The following is a 21,154-nucleotide window of genomic DNA, read 5'->3' as shown; positions in this document are numbered from 1 at the left end:
CTCGACCGGCCGGGCACCGCAGACTCGATCCGTGGAGAGACTGTCGGACAAGCTGCTGAACTGGGCGAGCATCCTCGACGACGCGACCCTGGCCCAGGCCGAGCGCACCGCCTCCCTCGACATCGTGGACCCGCACGTGGCCCTCATGCCCGACGCACACCTGGGCAAGGGCGCCACCGTCGGTTCCGTGCTGCCGACCCGGGCCGCCATCATCCCGGCGGCGGTCGGCGTCGACATCGGCTGCGGGATGATCGCCGTCCGCACACCGTGGCCGGTGGACGAGGTGCGAGCGCGGGGCCCGCTGGCGCCGCTGCGCGGCGACATCGAGCGGGCGGTGCCCCTGTCGGCCGGCCGGTACAACAAGAAGCTCACCGAGTCGGCCCGGCGCCGGGTCGCCGAGCTGGAGGCGACGGCCGACGAGCTCGGCGACCGGGTGCTGCACTCGGTGACGACGACGGCGCCGAACTGGGCGATGCAGCTGGGCAGCCTCGGCTCGGGGAACCACTTCATCGAGGTGACCGCCGACGAGCAGGACCGCGTCTGGCTGTTCCTGCACTCCGGCAGCCGCGGCGTGGGCAACCGGATCGCCCAGAAGCACATCGCGATCGCGCAGGACCGGGCCCGCCGGGACAGCCTCGACCTGCCCGACCGCGACCTCGCCTGGCTCGACGAGGGCACCCCGGAGTTCGACCGGTACATCGCCGAGCTGCGGTGGGCGCAGCACTTCGCGCTGCTCAACCGCGAGGAGATGATGGACCGGGTCGCCGGCTGCCTGGCCCGGCACCTGCGCGCCGACGAGACGCCGGAGCTCGAGCGCGTCAACTGCCACCACAACTTCACCCAGCACGAGGAGCACTTCGGCGAGCAGCTGTGGGTGTCCCGGAAGGGCGCCATCCAGGCGAAGGAGGGGCAGGCCGGGCTGATCCCCGGCTCGATGGGGACGGCGAGCTACGTGGTCAGCGGGCTCGGCAACCCGGAGTCGCTGGAGTCGTCGCCGCACGGCGCGGGGCGGGTGTTCTCGCGCACGAAGGCCCGCAGGACGTTCACCCGCGCCCAGCTGGAGGAGTCCATGACGGGCATCGAGTGGCGGCACAGCGACGCCTTCCTCGACGAGATCCCCGCGGCCTACAAGGACGTCGACCAGGTGATGGCCGACGCCGCCGACCTCGTGGAGATCCGGCACACGCTGCGCCAGCTGGTCAACGTGAAGGGCGACTGACCCGCTACGGTTCCGATCTCGTGACCGCCGTCTCATCGAGCGCCCGGCTGACCCGGGGCACCCACCTGGGCTACGCCCTGGGCTCGATCGGGACGGCGGCGTTCGGGACGGTGCCCGGGCTGCTGCTCCTGTACTACCTGACCGACGTCCTCGGCGTCGCCGCCGGGATCGCCGGCCTGGTGGTGTTCCTCCCCAAGGCGTGGGACGTCTGGCTCAACCCGTGGATCGGCAGCCGGTCGGACCGCACCGCGAGCCGCTGGGGCCCCCGCCGGCCCTGGATGCTCGCGGGCGGCCTGACCCTCCCGCCGCTGTTCGTGCTGGTGTTCGCCGGGCCGTCCGCGCCCCCGGCGCTCGCGGCGGCATGGGTTGCGGCCGCCTTCCTGCTGGCCGCCACCGCCTACGGCTGCTTCCAGGTGCCCTACGTCGCCCAGCCGGCGGAGATCACCGACGATCCGGACGAGCGGTCGACGCTCATGTCGTGGCGGGTCGCCGCGCTGGCGCTGGGCATCCTGCTGGCGGGGGCCGGCGCACCGGCCGTCGTCGACCTCGCCGGCGGCGGGCGCGGCGGCTACCTGGCCATGGCGGTGTTCGTGGCCGTGCTCCTGGCGGTCGGGATGCTGGGCGCCGTCGCCGGCACCCGGCGGGCGCCGACCCTGACGCGGGCGCGCAGCGAGGGCCGGCTGGGCGCCACCCTGGCGCTCGCCTGGCGGTCCCGCCCGTTCCGGGTGCTGCTCACCGGCTTCGTCGTCCAGGCCCTGGGCATCGGCGTGATGCTCGCCGGGGTGCCGTACTTCTCCGAGCAGGTGCTCGGCGACCCGGCGGCCGGGACGCTGCTGTTCGCCGCGCTCGTGGGGCCGGCGATCCTCGTCATGCCCGTCTGGCTGCGGGTCGGCCGCCGGCTGGGCAAGCGGAGGGGGCTGCTCCTGGCCTCGGCGCTGTTCGGCGCCGGCGCCGCGGTGCTCGCGGTGGTCCCCGAGGGCGGCACCGCCGTGGCGCTGCCGCTCGTGGTCCTCGTCGGGGTGGGCTACGCCGGCATGCAGATGTTCCCGCTGGCGATGCTGCCCGACGTGATCGCCGCCGACGAGGCCGCGTCGGGCGACCGCCGGGCCGGGGTGTTCACCGGCGTCTGGACGGCGGCGGAGACCCTCGGCCTGGCCGTCGGGCCGGGCCTGCTCGGCGCCCTGCTGGCCCTGGCCGGCTACGTCTCCACGACCGGCGACGAGGTCGTCGTCCAGTCCGGCGCGGCCGTGCTCGCGGTGCGCCTCGGGTTCACCGTCGTCCCGGCCCTCGTCGTGCTGGCCAGCATCCCCGTGCTCGCCCGGTACCGGCTCGCTCCCACACCCGCCCAGGAGGTCCCCGCGTGAACCCGCAGGACGTGCTCGCCGAACTGACCGCGCTGCAGGCCGGCGACGTGCCCACCCACGGCGGTGCGACGATGGCCTACGTCTACGACTCGGGGCGCCCGGACGTCGACGAGCTCGCCGCCGCCGCCCAGGTGGCGTTCCAGTGGACGAACGCGCTGGACCCGACCGCGTTCCCCAGCGTTGCCCGGATCGAGAACGACCTCGTCGGCGCCGCCCTGGGCCTGCTCGGCGGCGGGCCGGACGCCGTCGGGACGCTCACCAGCGGTGGCACCGAGAGCTGCCAGCTCGCCGTCCTCGCCGCCCGCGAGCACTGGCGGGCGGCCGGCGGCACCGGGCGGCCGGTGCTGCTGCTGCCGGTGACCGCGCACCCGGCCTTCCGCAAGGCGGCGCACCTGTTCGACGTCGAGGTGCGGGACGTGCCGGTCGACCCGGTCACCTGCCGGGCCGATCCCGCGGCGGTGGTGCGGCTGCTGGACGAGCGGACGGTACTGGTGGTGGTCAGCGCGCCGTCCTACCCCCACGGCGTGCTCGACCCGGTGGGCGAGATCGCCGGCCTGGCGGCCGCGGCCGGCGTGCCGTGCCACGTCGACGCCTGCATCGGTGGCTGGGTGCTGCCCTTCCTCGACGACGTCCCCGAGCCGTTCGACCTCTCGGTCCCGGGCGTCACCTCGCTGTCGGTGGACCTGCACAAGTACGGCTACGCGCCGAAGGGCGTCTCGGTGCTGCTCACCGCCACCCCGGAGCTGCGGCACGCGCACTGGTTCAGCACCGCCGGGTGGCCGGGCTACCCGGTGGTCAACCCGACGCTGGCCGGGACCCGCCCGGCCGGCGCCATGGCCGCCGCGTGGGCGGTGCACCGGTGGCTGGGCACCGAGGGCTACCGCGAGCTCGCCGGGCGGGCCCGGGACGCCACCGTGCGGCTCGCGGAGGGGATCGCCGGGATCGACGGGCTGCGGGTCGTCGGCCGCCCGGTGGCGACTCTCGTCGCGGTCGCGCAGGACGGGCCGGACGCCGTCGACGTGCTGAACCTCGCCGACGAGATGACCGCCCGGGGCTGGCTGATCCAGCCGCAGCCGCCGTTCGCCCAGGACCGCGGGGACCTGCCCGCCACGGTGCACCTGACCGTCACGGCCGCGACCGCCGGCCGGGTGGACGCGCTGCTGGCCGATCTCCGCGACGCCGCCCGGGCGGCCGCCGCGCTCCCCCGCCCGGTCCCCGACGCGGAGCTGGTCGCCGCGGCCGCCACCATCGACCCGTCGGCGCTGACCGTCGCCGAGGTCGAGGCGCTGCTGGAGCTCGCCGGGGTCTCCGGCAGATCGCTCCCCGCGCGCATGGCGCCGGTGCACGCGCTGGTCGCCGCGCTGCCCCGGCCCGTCGCCGAACGACTGCTCGCCGGAGTCCTCGGCCGGGTCTACCGGCCCACCGTCGCGGCGGCGCCGGTCAGCGGGTGACGCCCTCCCGGCGGGCGCAGGCCCCCACCGCCTCGGCGACCGCGGTCGCGACCCGGCGGTCCAGCGGGCTGGGGACGATGTAGTCGGCCCGCAGGTCGCTCCCGACGACGTCGGCGATCGCGGTGGCGGCCGCGATCTTCATCTCCTCGGTGATGCCGGTGGCCCCGGCGTCTATGGCGCCGCGGAAGACGCCCGGGAAGGCGAGCACGTTGTTGATCTGGTTGGGCAGGTCGCTGCGCCCGGTGGCGACGACGGCGGCGTACCTCGCCGCCATCTGCGGGTCGACCTCGGGGATCGGGTTGGCCAGCGAGAAGACGATGCAGTTCGGGGCCATCGACGCGATCGCCGCCTCGGGCACCGAGCCGCCGGAGACACCGAGGTAGACGTCGGCCCCCTCGAGCGCCGAGACCATGGAGCCGGCGAAGCCGGACCGGTTGGTGTTCTCGACCAGCCACCGCTTCGTGCCGGTCAGCCCCTCCCGGCCGGCGTGCAGGACCCCCCGGGAGTCGGCGACGGCGATGTCGCGGACGCCGGCCTCGAGCAGGATCTTGGTGCAGGCCACCCCGGCCGCGCCCGCGCCGCTGACCACGACCCGCAGGTCGCCCAGCTCGCGGCCGACCACCTTCGCGGCGTTGCGCAGCGCGGCGAGCACGACGATCGCCGTCCCGTGCTGGTCGTCGTGCATGACCGGGATGTCCAGCCGCTCGCGCAGCCGGGCCTCGATCTCGAAGCAGCGCGGGGCGCTGATGTCCTCGAGGTTGATGCCGCCGAAGGACGGGGCGATCGCGGCGACGGTGTCGACGATCTCGTCGACGTCGGTCGTGGACAGCACGATCGGCACCGAGGAGAGGCCGGCGAACTCGCTGAACAGGCAGGCCTTGCCCTCCATGACCGGCAGCGCGGCGGCGGGCCCGATGTCGCCGAGCCCCAGCACGGCCGTGCCGTCGGAGACGACGGCCACGACGCGGGGCGCCCAGGTGAACCGGCGGGCGAGCTCGGGCTCGGCGGCGATGGCGCTCGACACCCGCGCGACGCCGGGGGTGTAGGTGAGCGCGAGGTCGGCGATGGAGGTGATCGAGCGGTTGGGGGCCACGGAGAGCTTGCCGCCCTCGTGCACCGCGAACGCCGGGTCGGCCGCGAAGCGGTCGGTGCTGACGGGGCCCTCGGGCGCCGGATTTCCGCTCATGGGCACAGGAGCGTAATCCCGGGCGCGGAGTCCCGGGCGCGGACCGCGTTGTCGCTACGGTGCCGTCGTGGAGATCCGCGAGCTCGCCGTGCCCGACAGCTACGTGCTCGACCTGGTGCCGCACGGCGACACGCGTGGCCGTTTCACCGAGTGGTACCGGGCCGACGTGCTGTCCCAGGCAGTGGGACACCCGCTCCCCCTCGCCCAGGGCAACCACAGCGTCTCCTCGCGGGGCGCCCTCCGCGGGGTCCACTTCGCGCTCGTGCCCCCCGGCCAGGCCAAGTACGTCTACTGCCCGGCGGGGCGGGTGCTCGACGTCGTCGTCGACGTGCGGGTCGACTCCCCCACGTTCGGTGTGCACGACACGGTGCTGCTCGACAGCGAGCAGCCGCGCGCGGTCTACCTCGCCGAGGGGCTCGGCCACGCCTTCGTCGCGCTGGCGGACCGCAGCTCGGTCACCTACCTGGTCTCCTCGGGCTACGACCCCGGGCGGGAGTTCGGCGTCTCGCCCCTGGACCCCGACCTGGCCCTGCCCTGGCCGTCGGACGTCGAGCTCGAGCTGTCGGCCAAGGACCGCGGTGCGCCCACCCTGGCCGAGGCCCGCGACCAGGGGCTGCTGCCGACCATGGCCGAGTGCGCCGCGCGGTACGCCCAGCTACGCCAGGTCTGACGGCAGGTCCGGCGGCGGGGCGTCCGGGAGCCGGCCGGGGCGCGGCCAGAGCCGGCCGACCACCCGGCCCACGACGACGGCGACGCCGAAGGAGCGGCTGTCGTCGGTGGCGAGGGCGTTGTCGCCCTCCACCCAGTGCCCGCCCTCGACGGCGCGGCGCACCCGCTTGACCACCAGCAGCTCCGGCCGCGCCGGGAAGCGGGCCAGCACGACGTCGCCGGGCCGGACCTGGCCGCCCGGGCGCAGCCGACGGGCGAGCAGCCGCTGCCCGGACCGCACGGTCGGGGCCATCGAGGGCCCGGTGACCCGCACCAGCGTCCACGCGGCCGGCAGCGGCTGCACCGCGCCGTCCCCGCGCTCTCCCGCGCTGTCGTCGTCGATCACCGCGAGTAGGGTCGCAGAGGACACAACCCCACGACATCCGGAGGCACTTCCATGCGTCTCACCCGCATGTTCTCCGCCGTGGAGGCCACGGCTCACTGCGACCTCCCCTGCGGCGTCTACGACCCGGCCCAGGCCCGCATCGAGGCGGAGTCGGTCAAGGCCATCCAGGAGAAGTACCAGGGCAACGAGGACCCGGTCTTCCGCACCCGCGCCATCCTGATCAAGGAGCAGCGGGCGGAGCTCGTCAAGCACCACCTGTGGGTGCTGTGGACCGACTACTTCAAGCCCCCGCACTTCGAGAAGTACCCGCAGCTGCACGAGCTGTTCAACAAGGCCACCAAGCAGGCCGGCGCCGCCGGCGGCAAGGGCAGCATGGACCCCGCCGAGGGCCAGAAGCTGCTCGACTACATCGCCGAGATCGACAAGATCTTCTGGGAGACCAAGGCAGCTGCCTGACCGAGGTCCCACCCCGTCGCTGCCGGGCCGCCCCCAGGGGCGGCCCGGCATCGGCATCTCCTGCGCTGCCCGCCCCCGGGCGCGCCCGCGCCTAGGGTCTGCCCATGACTGCTTCGGAGGACTTCGTGATCGACGTCGGGGACCTCCTGCAGAAGGTGGAGGACGCACCGCCGATCGAGGCGGTGGAGGCCGTGGCCGATGCCCTCGGGGCCATGGTCGAGGCCCGCAGCGTCACCCTGCTGATCGCCGACTTCACCGGCCGGGCCGTCGTGCGCCTCACCTCCGCCGCGCTGGTCGAGGGAGCCCGGGCGCAGGGGGCCGAGCAGGCCGAGACGATCCCGCTGGCCGGCACCGTCTACGAGCAGGTCCTGCGGACGCAGGAGGCCGACGTCCGGGACGTCGACGACGGGGCGGTGGTGGTCGTCCCGGTCACCGACCGGGGTGACGCGATCGGCGTCATCGAGCTCGACCTGTCGCGGCGCCCCTCCGCCAGGGAGCTCGCGGACGTCCGGACCGCGGCGCACGCCCTGGCCTACGTCGTCATCGCGGCGCGCCGGCACACCGACGTGTTCGAGTGGGGCCAGCGCTCGACCGAGTTCGCGCTGGCTGCGGAGATCCAGCGCCGGCTGCTGCCGGCGACCTACACGTGCGAGGCCGGTCAGTTCACCCTCGCCGGCTGGCTGGAGCCGGCCAGCTCGGTGGGCGGGGACACCTTCGACTACACGCTGGACCGCGACTGCCTCCAGCTCTCGATCACCGACGCGGTCGGCCACCAGGTGGCCGCAGCGCTCATCGCCACCCTGCTGGTCGGCGCCCTGCGCAACGGGCGGCGCCGCGGCATGGATCTGGCCGAACAGGCCGCCTACGCCAACGACGCCCTGCTGGAGAACGCCGACCTCGGTCAGTTCGTCACCGGCCAGCTGGTGCGGGTGGACCTGCGCGACGGCACCGCGTCGGTGGTCAACGCGGGGCACGTGCTGCCGCTGCGGCTGCGCGACGGGAAGGTGGAGGAGATCGAGCTGCGGGTCGACCCGCCCTTCGGCGTCGTGCCCGGCAAGTCCTTCGACGTGCAGCCGTTCCCGCTCGAGCCCGGCGACCGGATCGTGCTCCTGACCGACGGCATGCAGGAGCGCAACGCGGTCAACCTCGACGTGGCCCGGGCCCTCGCCGACACCGCCGACCTGCACCCCCGGGAGGTCGTGCACGCCCTCGGCCGGGCGGTGCTCGACGAGACCGGGGCCGACCTCCGCGACGACGCCACGATGATCTGCCTCGACTGGTACGGCGGGCCCCCGCGGGCGCGCGCCACCGAAGAGGGAGCCGACCCGGAGATCGCCTCCGGACCGGCCTGACCCGGCCGACCTCCGGACCCACCCGGGACGGGGCCGGTACGGTCTGCAGACGATGCGCATCGACCCGGCCGGGTGGCCCTTCATCACCGGACCGCTGGCCCCTGCCGCCCTGCTCGCCGCCGGAGGCCGGGCCACCGGCCGACGCTGGCCACGCCTGGCCGCGTGGCCCTTCCTCGGGCTCTCGGCCTACATGGCGCTGTTCTTTCGCGACCCCGACCGTCGCTGCGACAGCACCCCCGCCGCGGCCGACGAGGTCCTCTCCCCGGCCGACGGGGTGGTGATGGTCGCCGGCGAGCCGCAGGAGGGCGTCGCCCCCGACGGCGAGTGGCAGCAGATCAGCGTCTTCCTCTCGGTGGTCGACGTGCACGTGAACCGCTCCCCGTACCGCGGCGAGGTCGTGGAGAGCTCCTACCGCAAGGGCAGCTTCCTGGCTGCCTACCGCAGAGAATCGGCGCACCGGAACGAGCGCAGCGAGATCTGGCTGCGCGACGGGGACCGCACCGTCGTCTTCCGGCAGATCGTCGGCGTGCTGGCCCGCCGGATCGTCACCCGCACCGGACCGGGGCAGCACCTGGCCACCGGCGAGCGGATGGGCCTGATGAAGTTCGGCTCGCGCATGGACGTGTTCGTGCCGCCCGAGTGCGAGATCACCGTGACGAAGGGGCAGCGCGTGCGGGGCGGCGAGTCCGTCATCGCCCGCTGGCCTGCGACCCGCTGAGGGGCAGCCGTGCCCAGTTCCGCATCCGGCCACCGGACCCCGCAGACCCGTCGCACGGCCACCGTCGAGTTCGTGCGCGGCTCGGTGCGGGGCAGCCGGCGGCGCGCGCTCGCCACCCTGCCCAGCCTGTTCACGCTGGCCAACATGTTCTGCGGGTTCCTCGCCATCCTGGTGTCGATCCGGGGTCAGTACACCCTGGCCGCGGTGCTGATCGGGCTGTCGGTGCTGTTCGACATCGTCGACGGCGCCGTCGCCCGGCTGGTCGGGGCCGTGACGCCCTTCGGCCTGCAGTTCGACTCGCTGGCCGACCTCGTCTCCTTCGGGCTGGCGCCGGCGCTGCTGGCCTTCACGCTGTTCTCCGAGGGGCGGGACGAGTGGGACCCGTCGGGCTGGGTGGTCTGCTTCCTGTGGGTGGCCTGCGCCGCGATCCGCCTGGCCCGCTTCAACACCACCATCGACCCGACGGCGGACAAGCGGTACTTCATCGGCATGCCCAGCCCCGGTGCCGCCGGCGTCGTGCTGGCCTCGGTGTTCGCCTTCGGCGACGACATGCAGGGCCGCGACCGCCTCTGGGTGCTGCTGGTCGTGGCGGTCCCGGCGGTGCTGATGGTGACCAACATCCGGTTCCGGTCGTTCCGTTCGCTGGTCAGCCCGAAGAGCGGCCGGCCGTACGGGCTGGTGGCCGCCGCCGTGCTGCTGGTCGTCGGCCTGGCGCTGTGGCCCGTGGTGACCGGCTGCGTGCTCGCCTACGGCTACCTGCTGGCACCGGTGCTCGTCCCGGTGCTCTCCCCGCTGGAGAGGCTGGTGCCGGCACGGCTCAAGGAGGTCCTGTCATGAGCGGACAGGGACGTGAGCATCGCAGGGAGCGCCAGCGACCGAGGGGCGGAGCGTCCCGCGGCAGCGAATCGGAGCCGTCGTGAGCGTGCGGCCGATCCGCCCGGACGACGTCCCCGCGGTGGTCGGGCTGGTGCGCGAGCTGGCGGACTACGAGCAGGCGCTGGACGAGGTCCGGCTCACCGAGGAGCAGCTCACCGCCTGCCTGTTCGGGAACTCCCCCGCCCTGCACGGCCACGTCGCCGAGGTCGGGGGCCGCGTCGTGGGCATGGCGCTGTGGTTCCTCAACTTCTCGACCTGGCGCGGCACCCACGGCGTCCACCTCGAGGACCTCTACGTCCAGCCGCAGCACCGCGGCACCGGCCTCGGCCGGGAGCTGCTCCGCACGCTCGCGCAGGTCTGCACCGACCGCGGCTACTCGCGGCTGGAGTGGTCGGTGCTGGACTGGAACACCCCGTCGATCGACTTCTACCGGGCCGCCGGCGCCGTGCCCATGGACGGGTGGACCGTGTTCCGACTCACCGACGACGCGCTCGCGTCCTTCGCCGCCGCCCGCCGCGGCTGACCGACCAGCGCTAGCGTTCGACCCGTGACCACCGAGCGCGGACCGATCGAGTGCTGGCTGACCGACATGGACGGCGTCCTCGTCCACGAGGGCCAGGCCCTCCCGGGGGCGAAGGACTTCCTCGACCGCCTGGTCGAGCGGCGACGCCGGTTCCTCGTCCTGACCAACAACTCCATCTTCACGCCGCGCGACCTCGCGGCCCGGCTCAGCCGCACCGGGCTGCTCGTGCCCGAGGCGGCGATCTGGACCTCCGCCCTGGCGACGGCGGACTTCCTCACCACCCAGCTGCCCGGTGGCTCGGCCTACGTCATCGGCGAGGCCGGGCTGACCACGGCGCTCTACGAGGCGGGCTACACCCTCACCGACACCGATCCCGACTACGTCGTGCTGGGCGAGACGCGCACCTACTCGTTCGAGGCCATCACGCGGGCGATCCGGCTGGTGGGCGACGGCGCCCGCTTCATCGCCACCAACCCGGACGTCACCGGCCCCTCCCCCGAGGGCCCGCTGCCGGCCACCGGCTCGGTGGCCGCGATGATCACCGCCGCCACCGGCGCCAAGCCCTACTTCGTCGGCAAGCCCAACCCGATGATGTTCCGCAGCGCCATGAACCGGATCGAGGCGCACTCGGAGTCCACGATGATGGTCGGCGACCGCATGGACACCGACGTCGTCGCCGGCATCGAGGCCGGCCTGGAGACCGTGCTGGTGCTGTCCGGGTCGACGGCGGCCGCCGACGTCGCCCGCTTCCCCTTCCGGCCCAGCCGGGTGTGCGACTCCATCGCCGACGTCATCGACCTCATCTGACCGAGGCAAAGGAAGCTATGCCTACGGATGTGGCGCCTTTCCCGTATGCATAGCTTCCTATGCCCGGGAGAGGCCGTGGCCGATCAGCGGTCGAGGTAGGCCAGGCGGGACTCGGGGGTGGCCAGCAGGTAGAGCACGGTGACCACCAGCGCCAGGACCGGCAGGCCGAGCAGCGGCTGCTGGGCCGGGAAGGCGAGGGTGAAGCCGGTCAGCCCGAGGAACAGCTGCAGCGCGATCACCGGGCCGCGGGCCCAGCCGGCCACCCGCCACAGCCCGCGCGCGGCGGCCCCGAGGACGCCGGCGGCCAGCGCGGCCAGCACCACCTCGGCCAGGGCCCGGGGCACGCTGTCGGGCTCGCCGGTCAGCGTGAGGAACAGCAGCACCAGCGCGCCGAGGCCCAACAGCGACGCCTCGAGCCCGACCGCCAGCGCTGCCCGGCGCAGGGACGGGGGCGCCTCGGGGTGCGCCGTCGCGGGGCGGGCGGCCGGCTGCGCCGCCGTAGGGCCGAACAGCCGGTCGGCCAGGCGACGGGGCGGCTGGGCGGGCGTGCCGCGGTCCTCGGTCACGACGGCGAGACTACGCGGCGCACCGCGGCACCCGGGCCGTCGACCGGCGCCGTCCGGCGGCTCCGTCCGTCCGGGCCCGCACCCTGGATAGCCTGGCGGGATGCGCGCGCTCGTGGTCGTCAACCCGGCGGCGACCACCACCACCGCGAAGATGCGGAACGTGCTGGTGGGCGCCCTCGCCAGCGAGCTCAAGGTCGACGTCGCCGAGACCGGCCACCGCGGCCACGGGCTCGAGCTGGCCGCCCAGGCGGTCGCCGAGGGGATCGACGTGGTCGTCGCCCTCGGGGGCGACGGCACGGTGAACGAGGTGGTCAACGGCCTGCTGACCGACGGGCCCGGAGCGGGCGTGCCCACCCTGGCGGTCGTCCCGGGTGGCTCGACCAACGTGTTCTCCCGGGCGCTGGGCCGCTCCCGCGACCCGGTGGAGGCGACCGCGGAGATCCTGGCTTCGCTACGGGCGGGCCGCACCCGATCGGTGTCGCTGGGCACCGCGTGCGCCACCGGGACCAGCACCGCGGCGGTGACCGGGGTGGCGCCGGTGGCGGCCGAGGCGGTCGCCCGCGCCGACGCCGCCGCCGAGGAGCCCGCGTGGACCGATCCCCGCTGGTTCGTCTTCGCCGCCGGCTTCGGCTTCGACGCGGAGGTCATCGCCCGGGTGGAGGCACGCCGCGCCCGGGGCCGCCGGTCGACCGGCGCGCTCTACGTCCGGGAGGCCACCACCGCCTTCCTCTTCGGCCGGGACCGCCGGCGCCCGGCCCTGACCCTGCGGGTGCCCGGGGAGGCGCCCCTCGAGGAGCTCTTCCTCTGCCTGGTGTCCAACGTCAGTCCCTGGACCTACCTGGGGGCCAGGCCGGTGAACCCCACCCCCGAGGCGTCCTTCGAGACCGGGCTCGACGTCTTCGCCCTCGGCCGCACGGGCACCACCCGCATGCTGCGCGCCCTGCGGCAGACGATGCGGCCCGAGCCGGACCTGCGCGGGCGCGGGCTGCACCGGTGGCACGACCTCGAGGAGCTCACGATCACGGCCGTGCGCCCCCAGGGCTGGCAGGTCGACGGCGACCACCTGGGCACCGCCACGGGGGTGCGGATCCGGAACGTCCCCGACGCGCTGCGCGTCATCGCCTGACGCACCTCCCGGGGGCTTCCCGGCAGGACCGGACGCTCCTCCGGGTGGCGGGCCTAGCACGACCGTGGTGAGGTTGCTCACGCGGGGGTCAGCGCTGACCGCGTTTCCCTTGACAGGCGTCCGGCACGTGAAAACATCGCTGCTGGAACGCAACCTGCCGGTAACAATCGCAGGCAGTCGCTGCCGCCATGGCGCTGGGTAACCGGTGTCGGCCCGGCGATGGCAGACCGAGCTATGCGACTGACGCACCCGACCGTAGACGACATCGAGGAGTACAACGCCATGGACTGGCGCCACCGCGCGCTCTGCCGGGACGAGGATCCGGAGCTGTTCTTCCCGATCGGGACGACAGGTCCGGCCGTGGTCCAGATCGAGCAGGCCAAGGCCGTGTGCCAGCGCTGCCCGGTGGTCTCGTCGTGCCTGGACTGGGCCCTCCGCTCGGGCCAGGACTCCGGCGTCTGGGGTGGGCTCTCCGAGGACGAGCGGCGCGCGCTGAAGCGGCGTCAGGCTCGCACCCGGGTCCACACCGCCTGAGCAGGAGCACCACGACGGCTGCCGGCTCCCCCGGCGGCCCACCGCACACGCACCGACCGCCACGAGGCCGGTCCGGGTCCTCCCGGACCGGCCTCGGCGCGTCCGGGGGCCGAGCTCAGCGCCGTGGCCAGCCGTCCCCCGGCAGGTGCAGCACCACCTCGGTCCCGGCCCGCCCCTCCGGCACCCCCATCGTCAGGCTGCCGCCGAGCTCGCTGGTCACCAGGGTCCGCACGATCTGCAGGCCCAGCCCGTCGCTCGTCGCCGGGTCGAACCCCGGCGGCAGGCCCTGGCCGTCGTCCCGGACCCGGACGACCAGGTCCTCGCCGTCCCGCTCGGCGACCAGCTCGATGACGCCGGGCTCACCCTCGCGGAACGCGTGCTCCGCGGCGTTGTGCAGCAGCTCGGTCACCGCCAGGACCAGCGGGGTCGCGGCCACCGCCGGCAGCTCGCCGAAGGAGCCGGTCCGGCGGGTCCGGGCCGCCGGCCCCACCGACGTCAGGTCGCCCAGCATCGGCAGCACCTGGTCCAGGACGTCGTCCACGTCGACGACGTCCTCCCGGCTGCCGGCCAGCGTCTCGTGGACGACGGCGATCGAGGCCACCCGCCGCACCGACTCCTCGAGCGCCGCTCGGGCCGCCGGTTCGGTCATCCGGCGGGCCTGCAGGCGCAGCAGCGCGGCCACTGTCTGCAGGTTGTTCTTCACCCGGTGGTGGATCTCCCGGATGGTCGCGTCCTTGGTGAGCAGCGCCCGGTCCCGCCGCCGGACGTCGGTCACGTCGCGCACCAGGACGAGCGCACCGGGGGCGGCGCCGGGCGCCTGCAGGGGCAGGGCGCGCAGCAGCAGGGTCGCGCTGGCCGCCTCGACGTCCATCGGATCGGGATAGCGCCCCGCGACCGCCGCCGTGATGCCCGCCGCAGCCGCCTCCCCCGCCACCCGGTCGGTCACCACCCGGCAGGTCACGTCCGCGAGCGTCGCCCCCGCGAGGTCGCCGGCGACCCCGATCCGCCGGTAGGCCGACAGCGCGTTGGGGCTGGCGTAGCTGACCCGCCCGGCCCCGTCCAGGCGCGCCAGCCCGTCACCCACCCGCGGGCTCATCTCCGCGTCCGCGAGCGTCCCCGGCGGGAAGGTGCCGGCCGAGATCATGAGGCAGAGGTCGGCGGCGATGTCGAGGTAGGTCAGCTCCAGGGTCGACGGCGACCGGGTGACGGCGAGATTGGTGTCCTTGGCCAGGACGGCGATGCCCACGCCCTCGTGCCGGACCGGGATCACCTCGCGGCGGCGTGGCGTGTGCCCCGTCCAGTCCGGCTCCCCGTCGGTGACGGGCCGGCCGTCGCGCAGGGCCACGGCGAACGGCCGGGCCTCCTCCGGGCCGACCTCGGCGCCGACCATGTCCTCCGGCCGGCTGGTCGGTGCCGTGAGCGGCCGCACCTGCGCCACGCACCACCAGGAGCCCGAGGGCAGCGGCACCCACAGCGTCAGATCGGCGAACGCGAGGTCGGCCAGCAGCTGCCAGTCGGCCACCAGGCGCCGGGCGTGGTCGATCTGCGCGGGGCTGGACGCCGTCCCGCGGGTGAGGCGCTCGGAGAGGCTGCTCATGGTGCGCCGAGCCTAGGACCCGGTCCCTCCTACGCTTCGACCGTGGTGTCCCTCCCCGCCCTGACCATCGACCGCGCCGGCCCCGGCGACCACGACCGCATCGCCCGGCTCACCGTCGACGTCTACGTGGGTGGGGGCCTCGCCTCCGCCGGGTACGCCGCCGAGCTGGCCGACGTCGCCGGCCGGGCACGCCTGGCCGGGCTGCTCGTGGCCCGCGACGGGACCGGCGGGATCGTCGGCAGCGTCGCCTTCGTGCCGGGGGCGGGTTCGGCGAGGTCCTGGAGTCGGCCGAGGAGGCCGGCTTCCGCATGCTCGTGGTGGATCCGGCGGCGCAGGGTCGCGGCGTCGGCGCGGCGCTGGTGTCGGCATGCCTGGAGCGCGCCCGGCGGGCGGGCAAGCGGCGCGTGGTCATCTCCACCGGCACCCGCATGACGGCGGCGCACCGGCTGTACGAGCGGCTGGGCTTCACCCGGCTGCCCGAGCGGGACTGGAGCCCCGTGCCGGGGATCGACCTGCTCGTCTACACCCGCGACGTCTGAGCGGCGCCGGTCCACCCCGGCCGAGGCGGGAGGGGCTCAGGAGACGGCGTCGGAGACGACGGCGATCAGGTCGCCCTCCTGGAGGACCTCGCCCTCCACCACGTGCAGCTCCCGCACCGTCCCCGCGCGCTCGGTGAGCACCGGGATCTCCATCTTCATCGACTCGAGGATGACCAGCGTGTCACCGGCGGACACCTGCACCCCCGGCGCGACCAGCACCTTCCAGACGCTGGAGACCATCTCCGCGTGGATCTCCTCGACCGTCACCGGCACCTCCCGCGATCACCGTCCGTGAGACCTCATCCAAGCACGCGAGCAGCACTTCAGGTCTGCGGGAGCGACCGCCCCTCGGCGAGTCGGCCCACCACGGCGCAGACCTCGGAGCCGTCGTGCGGCACGCCGGTCGCGGGCAGCCCGGTCAGCGCCAGGCGGGCGGCGTCGGCGGCCGTCGCGACATCGGGCCCCCCGGCGCTCACCGTGGCGAGCAGCGCGTCGTACCAGCCGTCGAGCCGGTCGCCCGGGTCGTACCCGGACACCGCCACCAGGTCGATGCCAGCCTCGGCCCCCGGCCGGCGTCCGGAGCCGGGCAGCCGGCCGCTGATCCGGCCCGCGGTGCCCGGGGGCAGCGTGGCCCGCAGCTGGACGACCACCGCGGCTCGGGCGTCCGCACGGGCCGCCGGACCCGTCCCGGAGGCCCGCGGCCCGACGGCGCTGCGGAGGGCCAGCTCGACGGCGTCCACGCCGTGCGACCGCTCCAGCACCGCCATGTCGAGGGAGAACCCGGCCGCCACCTCGGCCAGCTCGCCGTCCGGGGAGATGCCCACGGTCACCAGGCCGCGCCAGCCGATGTCGGCCAGCCGGTGCGCCGCCGGCGGCAGGTCCCCGGGCGCGGCCGGCGTCCAGGACACCCGGGCGATGCCGGCCGCGCGGTCGCGGGCCACCGGCGTGGTGAAGCGCAGCCCCTCGGCGGTCACCCAGGCCAGGAAGCCCCGCTCGCTGGCCGGCTCGACGCCGTCGCCGCCCAGCCGCTCCAGCACCTCGGGGGCCGGGCCCGCCCAGCGCAGTCCCGCGGCGATGACCGCGCTCGCCAGTCGCGCGTTCCCGGCCAGCGCGGGCGGCACGGGCAGCACCGTGTCGGCCCCGCTGCGCCGGGCCGCCTCCACGATCCGGTCGACCGCGAGGTAGGACTCCACGGCCGGGGCGGGGCCCAGCAGGACCGCGTCGTCGGCCAGGCGGACGTGCCGCGCGGAGCGCTCGGTCTCGCTGTGCACGGCGACGGCCTTGAGACCGAGCCGCTGGCACGCGCTCACCGTGGCGCAGCCCGCCGGGCCACGTCCCGCGACCAGCACGGTCTCGATCCCCAGCTGCGGCACTGCTGCTCCTCCTGCGTCGCCCGGGTCGGCGCACCGCCGGGTGCCTCCGTGAGAGGCTTGTCAGGTCAGCTTGGCGGGTCCGTCGGCGTCGTGCACCCTACGTGGGCCGCGCCGGGGCCCCGCGGGATCCACGGGCCGAGGGGCCCACCGGGAAGTGTGAGAGGAGGGCAGCGATGTCCAAGCGTGGACGCAAGCGTCGCTCCCGCAAGGGGAACAAGGCCAACCACGGCAAGCGGCCCAACGCGTGACGGCAGGCCCCTCCGCGCGCGGTGGGGTCACGCACGAGAGGCCCAGAACCCGTCGGGTTCTGGGCCTCTGGCGTTCCGGGCCTACGCGGTGGGGCGCTCCCCCGACCGCTCGATCGTCAGCCGCTCGACGCTGACCTGCGTGCCGTCCTCCTCGAAGGAGACGCTGGTCAGCTGCATCTTGATGCGCTCGCGGAGACCCGACGGCGGCTTGTCGCCCCCGCAGCGCCGGCGCACCAGCGCCTTGAACTCCTGCTCGATGCCGAACTCGCGCAAGCAGGAGGAGCAGTCCTCGAGGTGCTCGGCGATGAGCGCGCGCCGCTCGTCCCCGGTCTCGTGGTCGAGGAACTCGAAGACGTGCGACAGGACGTCGTCGCAGGAGTGGATCTCGATCGGCTCGCCGGCCGGGTCGACGTCGTCGCTCATCAGTGGGTCGCCCCCTCACCGGCTCCGGCGCGGACGAAGCCGCGCTCGCGGGCGTAGTCGGCCAGCAGCTTCTGCAGCCCCCGGCGTCCGCGGTGCAGCCGGGACATCACCGTGCCGATGGGCGTGCCCATGATCTCGGCGATCTCCTTGTAGGCGAAGCCCTCGACGTCGGCCAGGTAGACCGCGAGCCGGAAGTCCTCCGGCAGCTGCTGCAGGGCGTCCTTGATGTCGGAGTCCGGCAGGTGGTCCAGCGCCTCGATCTCGGCCGACCGCAGGCCCGAGGAGCTGTGCTCCTCGGCCGCGTACAGCTGCCAGTCCTGCACCTGCTCGGTGGGGTACTGCTGCGGCTGCCGCTGCTTCTTGCGGTAGCTGTTGATGTAGGTGTTGGTCAGGATCCGGTACAGCCAGGCCTTGAGGTTGGTGCCCTCGGCGAACTGGTGGAACGCGGAGTAGGCCTTCACGAAGGTCTCCTGCACCAGGTCCTCGGCGTCGGCGGGGTTGCGGGTCATCCGCAGGGCCGCCGGGTAGAGCTGGTCCAGGAAGGGGAGCGCGTCGCGCTCGAACCGGGCGTCCCGCTCGGCGCGGGTCTCGGCGAGCTCGGTGCGGCTGCCGCCCTCGCGCGCCTCAGGCACCTCCACCGGGGCCGCCTCGGGCAGCTGACCGGCGTTGTCGACCGCGGGATCCTCAGGCACCGACCGTCCTCTCTGCGGCCCCCGGACGCGGGGCGCCACGTCGTTCGATCCTAGCCGCGCGGCGTCCGGACGGCCCGGGGGACGTCGGTGCGCGGCCCGTGTGCGGGCGGTCGAGACGGTGCTGCTCACGGCCGGTGCAACGGCACCGGCGCCCGCGGCCATTCCCGGTCGGGCGGTGATCGCTAGGCTGCGGCGCCGTGGCGGCAACCCCGGCGGTGCGGGTCCTGGAGCAGGCGGGGGTGGCGCACACGCTGCACCCCTACGAGCCCGAGCACGCCGCCGACCAGGGGCACGGGGAGGCCGCCGTCGCCGCGCTGGGGGCCGATCCCGGCCAGGTGTTCAAGACCCTGGTGACCCGCGTGGACGGCCGGCTCACCGTCGCGGTGGTGCCGGTCAGCGGGACGCTCGACCTCAAGGCGCTGGCCACGGCCGCCGGTGGCCGCAAGGCGGCGATGGCCGAGCCCGCCGACGCCGAGCGCGCGACCGGCTACGTCCTCGGCGGGATCAGCCCGCTCGGCCAGCGGAAGGCCCTGCCGACCGTGGTCGACGCCTCGGCCCTGGAGTTCCCCACCGTGCTGGTGAGCGCCGGGAAGCGCGGGCTGCAGCTGGAGCTGCCGCCCGGTGAGCTGGTGCGGCTCACCCGGGCCCGGACGGCACCGATCGGCCGCTGAGCTCAGGGCGCCCCGTACGGGGTCAGCAGCTGGTCGACCGGCGCGAAGTCGTCGGTCAGCACGCCGGCGCCGCCGACGAACCGGTCCAGCTCGTCGCCCTCGGCCACCCGCCACTCCAGGTCCCGGTCGGCCATCGCGGTGGCGATCTCCGCGGCCGGGAGGGGCTGCTGCGACGCGACGGCGACCAGGTTCCCGCCGTCCTCCCCCGCCAGCACGGGGCCGCGGGCGAGCAGCAGCACATGGCCGAACACCGACCGCATCGTGGCCAGCTCGGCGCGGACGAAGGACAGCGGCGGATGGTCGATGAGGTTCACCGCGTACACGCCGTCGTCGGCGAGCGCGCGGTCGACCAGCTCCAGCGCCTCGCGGGTGGTCAGCTGCCACGGCACCGAGAGCCCGCCGAAGGCGTCGCCGACGACGAGGTCGCGCTCCCCCACCGGCTCCTCGGCCAGCCCGACCCGGCCGTCGGCCACCCGCACCCGCAGGTCCGGGGAGGTCTCCAGACCCAGCTGCTCGCGGTCCATGCTCACCACGCCGGGGTCGACCTCCACCACCCGGCTCTCCGTACCCGGGCGCACCTCCGCGAGGTAGCGCGGCACGGTGAGACCACCGCCTCCGAGGTGCAGCGCGGAGATCGGCTCCGCGGCGGGGAAGACCGCGTCGGTCACCGCCGCGATCGCCCGCACGTACTGGAACTCCAGGTGGGTGGGGTCGACGAGGTCGACGTAGGAGTGCCGGAGGGTGTCGAGCAGCAGCACCCGGCCGGACTCCCGCTCGGGGTCGGCCACCACGCGCGCGCAGTGGTAGGCCGTCTCCTCCTCGCACGGGGTGGGTGCGACGGCGGCCAGCCCGCCGCCGACGACCGCCAGCACGAGCAGCCCGGCGGGCACCGGACGGGCACCGGGCCCCCGCCGGAGCAGCACGGCCACCGCCAGGCCGGTGAGGATTGTGGCCGCGCCGGTGGCGACCAGGATGACGCTGCTGGGCAGGACCGCCACCAGCACGAAGCCGGTGGCGAAGGTCGCCGCGATGCCGCCGATCGTGCCGATGCCGGAGAGCCGGCCGACCACCGCGCCGGTCTCGTCGAGGCTGGCCAGCTGGAGCTTCACCACCATCGGCGGCACCGCTGACAGCAGCGCCGCCGGCACCACGACGGCCACGGCCGCCAGCAGGAGCACGCCGCCGGCGTCGGCGCCGGTGAGCAGCGCCCCGGTGAACCGGACCAGCGGCAGCACGGCGACGACCAGCGCGCCCCCGGCGACGAGCAGCGGGGCCAGCAGCCGGCGGGGGTCGGTGCGGTCGGCGGTCGCGCCGCCGACCCACGCGCCGAGGGCGATGGCGGCCAGCGCGAAGCCGATCACCGCGGTGCTGGTCTGCACGGTGACGCCGACGTAGGGCGCGATCAGCCGGAGCCCGACGATCTCCAGCACCAGCACCGCGCCGGAGCTCAGGAAGGTCAGCCCCGCGGCGATCCAGGGCGGCAGCGCGCCGCTCGGAGGCGGCGCCGTCGGGGGTGCGGCCGCGGCCGGTGCCTCGTCCGGTGCCACGTCAGAAGAGCGCGGGCTGGTCGGCGGGGGACGCGACGGAGTCCGCCCGGGCGAGCAGCTCGGGCCCGTTGTTCCGCACGTTGCCCACCGCGGCCCCGACCGGCCGCAGCTCCAGGCCGGCGACCACCTCCGGCGGCGTCGGCTCCGCCAGCTCCGCGACGTCCTCGCGGGACGGGTCGAGCCACCCGGCCCAGCGGTCGCGCGGCAGCACCAGGGGCATCCGGTCGTGGATCTCCGCCAGGGCGCCGGTAGCCGGCGCGGTGACGACGGTGCAGGTGTAGAGCCGGTCCTCGCCGCTCCCCCAGACCTCCCACAGGCCGGCCAGGGCGAGCACCGACCCGTCCTCCGGGGTGACGTAGTAGGGCTGCTTGGCCGGCGAGTCCAGCCGCTTCGCCCACTCGTACCAGCCGTCGGCCGGTACCAGGCAGCGCCGCGACCTTGCAGCGGCGCGGAAGGCGGGCTTCTCGGTCAGCGACTCCACCCGGGCGTTGAGCAGCCGGTTGCCGACGGACGCGTCCTTCGCCCAGGACGGGACGAGCCCCCACCGGACGGCCCGCACCTCCCGGTGGCCGCCACCCGTGGGACGGCCCTCGGCGTCCCGCTCCTTGGCGTGCCGCACGACGTAGACGTCCTTGGTCGGGGCGACGTTGTAGTCGGCGGGCAGCGCCGGCTGCCCCTCGGCCGGCACCGCCTCGAACTCGACCGCGAGGTCGTCGGGGCTGCGGCTGGCGGCGTAGCGACCGCACACGGGCGCCTCCTCCGGGACGGTTCGGGCTGACGGTCCGAACTCTAGGTGGCGCCGACGACACCGGGTGGCGCGTGCGTGCACCGG

Annotated in this window: 25 protein-coding genes; 15 read left to right on the top strand and 10 right to left on the bottom strand. The window is 74.9% G+C overall.

From position 1 onward, the window contains the following. The first annotated feature begins 31 nt into the window (after positions 1-31). Genes O2W17_RS14205 through O2W17_RS14195 form a run of 3 tightly spaced genes read left to right on the top strand, consistent with a single transcriptional unit; the run spans position 32 to position 4,034 of the window. Positions 32-1,219 carry an RtcB family protein gene (locus O2W17_RS14205; protein WP_269193068.1) on the top strand — a complete coding sequence of 396 codons (1,188 nt, stop codon included), beginning with the start codon at positions 32-34 and terminating at the stop codon, positions 1,217-1,219. Positions 1,220-1,239: 20 nt separating this feature from the next. Further along, positions 1,240-2,583 (top strand): MFS transporter, encoded by a 1,344-nt coding sequence (locus tag O2W17_RS14200; RefSeq protein WP_269193067.1) that lies wholly within the window; start codon positions 1,240-1,242, stop codon positions 2,581-2,583. Continuing rightward, positions 2,580-4,034, top strand: coding sequence for a pyridoxal phosphate-dependent decarboxylase family protein (locus tag O2W17_RS14195; protein WP_269193066.1), 1,455 nt, complete (start codon positions 2,580-2,582; stop codon positions 4,032-4,034). The genes O2W17_RS14200 and O2W17_RS14195 overlap by 4 nt, the downstream gene beginning before the upstream one ends. On the opposite strand, the gene O2W17_RS14190 is transcribed toward O2W17_RS14195, so the two are convergent. After that, positions 4,024-5,220: an NAD(P)-dependent malic enzyme gene (locus O2W17_RS14190; protein ID WP_269193065.1), complete on the bottom strand. Its 1,197-nt coding sequence runs from the start codon at positions 5,218-5,220 to the stop codon at positions 4,024-4,026. The two genes, O2W17_RS14195 and O2W17_RS14190, sit on opposite strands and share 11 nt — an antisense overlap. Positions 5,221-5,287: 67 nt before the next feature. On the opposite strand from O2W17_RS14190, the gene O2W17_RS14185 reads away from it, so the two are divergent. Beyond that, positions 5,288-5,890, top strand: coding sequence for a dTDP-4-dehydrorhamnose 3,5-epimerase family protein (locus tag O2W17_RS14185; protein ID WP_269193064.1), 603 nt, complete (start codon positions 5,288-5,290; stop codon positions 5,888-5,890). Here the strand turns inward: O2W17_RS14185 and O2W17_RS14180 are convergent. Further along, positions 5,876-6,274, bottom strand: coding sequence for a S26 family signal peptidase (locus O2W17_RS14180; RefSeq protein ID WP_269193063.1), 399 nt, complete (start codon positions 6,272-6,274; stop codon positions 5,876-5,878). The genes O2W17_RS14185 and O2W17_RS14180 overlap by 15 nt on opposite strands. Positions 6,275-6,325: 51 nt before the next feature. Between O2W17_RS14180 and sodN the strand changes: the two genes are divergently transcribed. The 6 genes from sodN (at position 6,326) to O2W17_RS14150 (ending at position 11,006) form a co-directional block, all read left to right on the top strand. Beyond that, positions 6,326-6,730: a superoxide dismutase, Ni gene (gene sodN / locus O2W17_RS14175; protein WP_241038246.1), complete on the top strand. Its 405-nt coding sequence runs from the start codon at positions 6,326-6,328 to the stop codon at positions 6,728-6,730. 104 nt (positions 6,731-6,834) lie between these two features. Continuing rightward, complete coding sequence (locus O2W17_RS14170) at positions 6,835-8,082, top strand: PP2C family protein-serine/threonine phosphatase (protein WP_269193062.1); 1,248 nt, start codon at positions 6,835-6,837, stop codon at positions 8,080-8,082. Positions 8,083-8,134: 52 nt separating this feature from the next. Continuing rightward, a complete protein-coding gene (locus O2W17_RS14165; protein WP_269193061.1) occupies positions 8,135-8,800 on the top strand; it encodes a phosphatidylserine decarboxylase in 666 nt (221 codons plus the stop codon). Positions 8,801-8,809: 9 nt separating this feature from the next. Continuing rightward, on the top strand, positions 8,810-9,637 hold the full coding sequence (pssA, locus tag O2W17_RS14160) for a CDP-diacylglycerol--serine O-phosphatidyltransferase (protein WP_269193060.1): 828 nt from the start codon (positions 8,810-8,812) through the stop codon (positions 9,635-9,637). A gap of 79 nt (positions 9,638-9,716) precedes the next feature. Then, the gene (locus O2W17_RS14155) at positions 9,717-10,199 is read left to right on the top strand and encodes a GNAT family N-acetyltransferase (RefSeq protein WP_269193059.1); all 483 of its coding nucleotides are present in this window, start codon (positions 9,717-9,719) and stop codon (positions 10,197-10,199) included. Between the two features lie 24 nt (positions 10,200-10,223). After that, a complete protein-coding gene (locus O2W17_RS14150) occupies positions 10,224-11,006 on the top strand; it encodes an HAD-IIA family hydrolase (RefSeq protein WP_269193058.1) in 783 nt (260 codons plus the stop codon). 83 nt (positions 11,007-11,089) lie between these two features. Here O2W17_RS14150 and O2W17_RS14145 read toward each other — a convergent pair whose 3' ends face one another. Then, positions 11,090-11,572 (bottom strand): hypothetical protein, encoded by a 483-nt coding sequence (locus tag O2W17_RS14145; protein WP_269193057.1) that lies wholly within the window; start codon positions 11,570-11,572, stop codon positions 11,090-11,092. 100 nt (positions 11,573-11,672) lie between these two features. On the opposite strand from O2W17_RS14145, the gene O2W17_RS14140 reads away from it, so the two are divergent. After that, positions 11,673-12,698: a diacylglycerol/lipid kinase family protein gene (locus O2W17_RS14140; RefSeq protein WP_269193056.1), complete on the top strand. Its 1,026-nt coding sequence runs from the start codon at positions 11,673-11,675 to the stop codon at positions 12,696-12,698. 234 nt (positions 12,699-12,932) lie between these two features. Next, the gene (locus tag O2W17_RS14135) at positions 12,933-13,232 is read left to right on the top strand and encodes a WhiB family transcriptional regulator (RefSeq protein WP_442864579.1); all 300 of its coding nucleotides are present in this window, start codon (positions 12,933-12,935) and stop codon (positions 13,230-13,232) included. A gap of 115 nt (positions 13,233-13,347) precedes the next feature. Here the strand turns inward: O2W17_RS14135 and O2W17_RS14130 are convergent, their stop codons facing one another. After that, positions 13,348-14,829 (bottom strand): sensor histidine kinase, encoded by a 1,482-nt coding sequence (locus tag O2W17_RS14130; RefSeq protein ID WP_269193055.1) that lies wholly within the window; start codon positions 14,827-14,829, stop codon positions 13,348-13,350. Between the two features lie 308 nt (positions 14,830-15,137). Here O2W17_RS14130 and O2W17_RS14125 point away from each other — a divergent pair, with 308 nt between their 5' ends. Further along, on the top strand, positions 15,138-15,368 hold the full coding sequence (locus O2W17_RS14125) for a GNAT family N-acetyltransferase (RefSeq protein ID WP_269193054.1): 231 nt from the start codon (positions 15,138-15,140) through the stop codon (positions 15,366-15,368). A gap of 36 nt (positions 15,369-15,404) precedes the next feature. On the opposite strand, the gene O2W17_RS14120 is transcribed toward O2W17_RS14125, so the two are convergent. Further along, a complete protein-coding gene (locus tag O2W17_RS14120) occupies positions 15,405-15,635 on the bottom strand; it encodes a biotin/lipoyl-binding carrier protein (protein ID WP_269193053.1) in 231 nt (76 codons plus the stop codon). A gap of 56 nt (positions 15,636-15,691) precedes the next feature. Further along, positions 15,692-16,741: a biotin carboxylase N-terminal domain-containing protein gene (locus tag O2W17_RS14115; protein WP_269193052.1), complete on the bottom strand. Its 1,050-nt coding sequence runs from the start codon at positions 16,739-16,741 to the stop codon at positions 15,692-15,694. 173 nt (positions 16,742-16,914) lie between these two features. Here O2W17_RS14115 and O2W17_RS22300 point away from each other — a divergent pair, with 173 nt between their 5' ends. Beyond that, positions 16,915-16,989 carry a 50S ribosomal protein bL37 gene (locus tag O2W17_RS22300; protein ID WP_014377707.1) on the top strand — a complete coding sequence of 25 codons (75 nt, stop codon included), beginning with the start codon at positions 16,915-16,917 and terminating at the stop codon, positions 16,987-16,989. An 81-nt stretch (positions 16,990-17,070) separates the two neighbouring features. On the opposite strand, the gene rsrA is transcribed toward O2W17_RS22300, so the two are convergent. Further along, complete coding sequence (gene rsrA / locus O2W17_RS14110; protein ID WP_269193051.1) at positions 17,071-17,412, bottom strand: mycothiol system anti-sigma-R factor; 342 nt, start codon at positions 17,410-17,412, stop codon at positions 17,071-17,073. Next, positions 17,412-18,104 (bottom strand): sigma-70 family RNA polymerase sigma factor, encoded by a 693-nt coding sequence (locus O2W17_RS14105; RefSeq protein ID WP_269193050.1) that lies wholly within the window; start codon positions 18,102-18,104, stop codon positions 17,412-17,414. Before O2W17_RS14105 ends, rsrA begins: the two co-directional genes overlap by 1 nt. A gap of 197 nt (positions 18,105-18,301) precedes the next feature. Here O2W17_RS14105 and ybaK point away from each other — a divergent pair, with 197 nt between their 5' ends. Continuing rightward, positions 18,302-18,775, top strand: coding sequence for a Cys-tRNA(Pro) deacylase (gene ybaK / locus O2W17_RS14100; RefSeq protein ID WP_269193049.1), 474 nt, complete (start codon positions 18,302-18,304; stop codon positions 18,773-18,775). Between the two features lie 2 nt (positions 18,776-18,777). Here ybaK and O2W17_RS14095 read toward each other — a convergent pair whose 3' ends face one another. Together O2W17_RS14095 and O2W17_RS14090 are read right to left on the bottom strand one after the other, a co-directional pair. Then, the gene (locus O2W17_RS14095; RefSeq protein ID WP_269193048.1) at positions 18,778-20,322 is read right to left on the bottom strand and encodes a fused MFS/spermidine synthase; all 1,545 of its coding nucleotides are present in this window, start codon (positions 20,320-20,322) and stop codon (positions 18,778-18,780) included. A gap of 1 nt (position 20,323) precedes the next feature. Next, positions 20,324-21,070, bottom strand: a complete 747-nt coding sequence (locus O2W17_RS14090) for an SOS response-associated peptidase (RefSeq protein WP_269193047.1) — start codon at positions 21,068-21,070, stop codon at positions 20,324-20,326. Between the last annotated feature and the right edge of the window lie 84 nt (positions 21,071-21,154).

The sequence above is a fragment of the Blastococcus sp. VKM Ac-2987 genome, assembly GCF_026967805.1.
Taxonomy (GTDB): domain Bacteria; phylum Actinomycetota; class Actinomycetes; order Mycobacteriales; family Geodermatophilaceae; genus Blastococcus.
The sequence above is the reverse complement of the archived record's forward strand: the minus strand, read 5'-3'. Positions and strand labels throughout refer to the sequence as shown.

Excerpts from the sequence above, each read along its gene's own strand:
- O2W17_RS14135 (WP_442864579.1), top strand. The coding sequence starts at position 12,933 with ATGCGACTGACGCACCCGACCGTAGACGACATCGAGGAGTACAACGCC.
- O2W17_RS14125 (WP_269193054.1), top strand. The coding sequence starts at position 15,138 with ATGCTCGTGGTGGATCCGGCGGCGCAGGGTCGCGGCGTCGGCGCGGCG.
- sodN (WP_241038246.1), top strand. The coding sequence starts at position 6,326 with ATGCGTCTCACCCGCATGTTCTCCGCCGTGGAGGCCACGGCTCACTGC.
- O2W17_RS14130 (WP_269193055.1), bottom strand. The coding sequence starts at position 14,829 with ATGAGCAGCCTCTCCGAGCGCCTCACCCGCGGGACGGCGTCCAGCCCC.
- rsrA (WP_269193051.1), bottom strand. The coding sequence starts at position 17,412 with ATGAGCGACGACGTCGACCCGGCCGGCGAGCCGATCGAGATCCACTCC.
- O2W17_RS14170 (WP_269193062.1), top strand. The coding sequence starts at position 6,835 with ATGACTGCTTCGGAGGACTTCGTGATCGACGTCGGGGACCTCCTGCAG.
- O2W17_RS14140 (WP_269193056.1), top strand. The coding sequence starts at position 11,673 with ATGCGCGCGCTCGTGGTCGTCAACCCGGCGGCGACCACCACCACCGCG.
- O2W17_RS14190 (WP_269193065.1), bottom strand. The coding sequence starts at position 5,220 with ATGAGCGGAAATCCGGCGCCCGAGGGCCCCGTCAGCACCGACCGCTTC.
- O2W17_RS14165 (WP_269193061.1), top strand. The coding sequence starts at position 8,135 with ATGCGCATCGACCCGGCCGGGTGGCCCTTCATCACCGGACCGCTGGCC.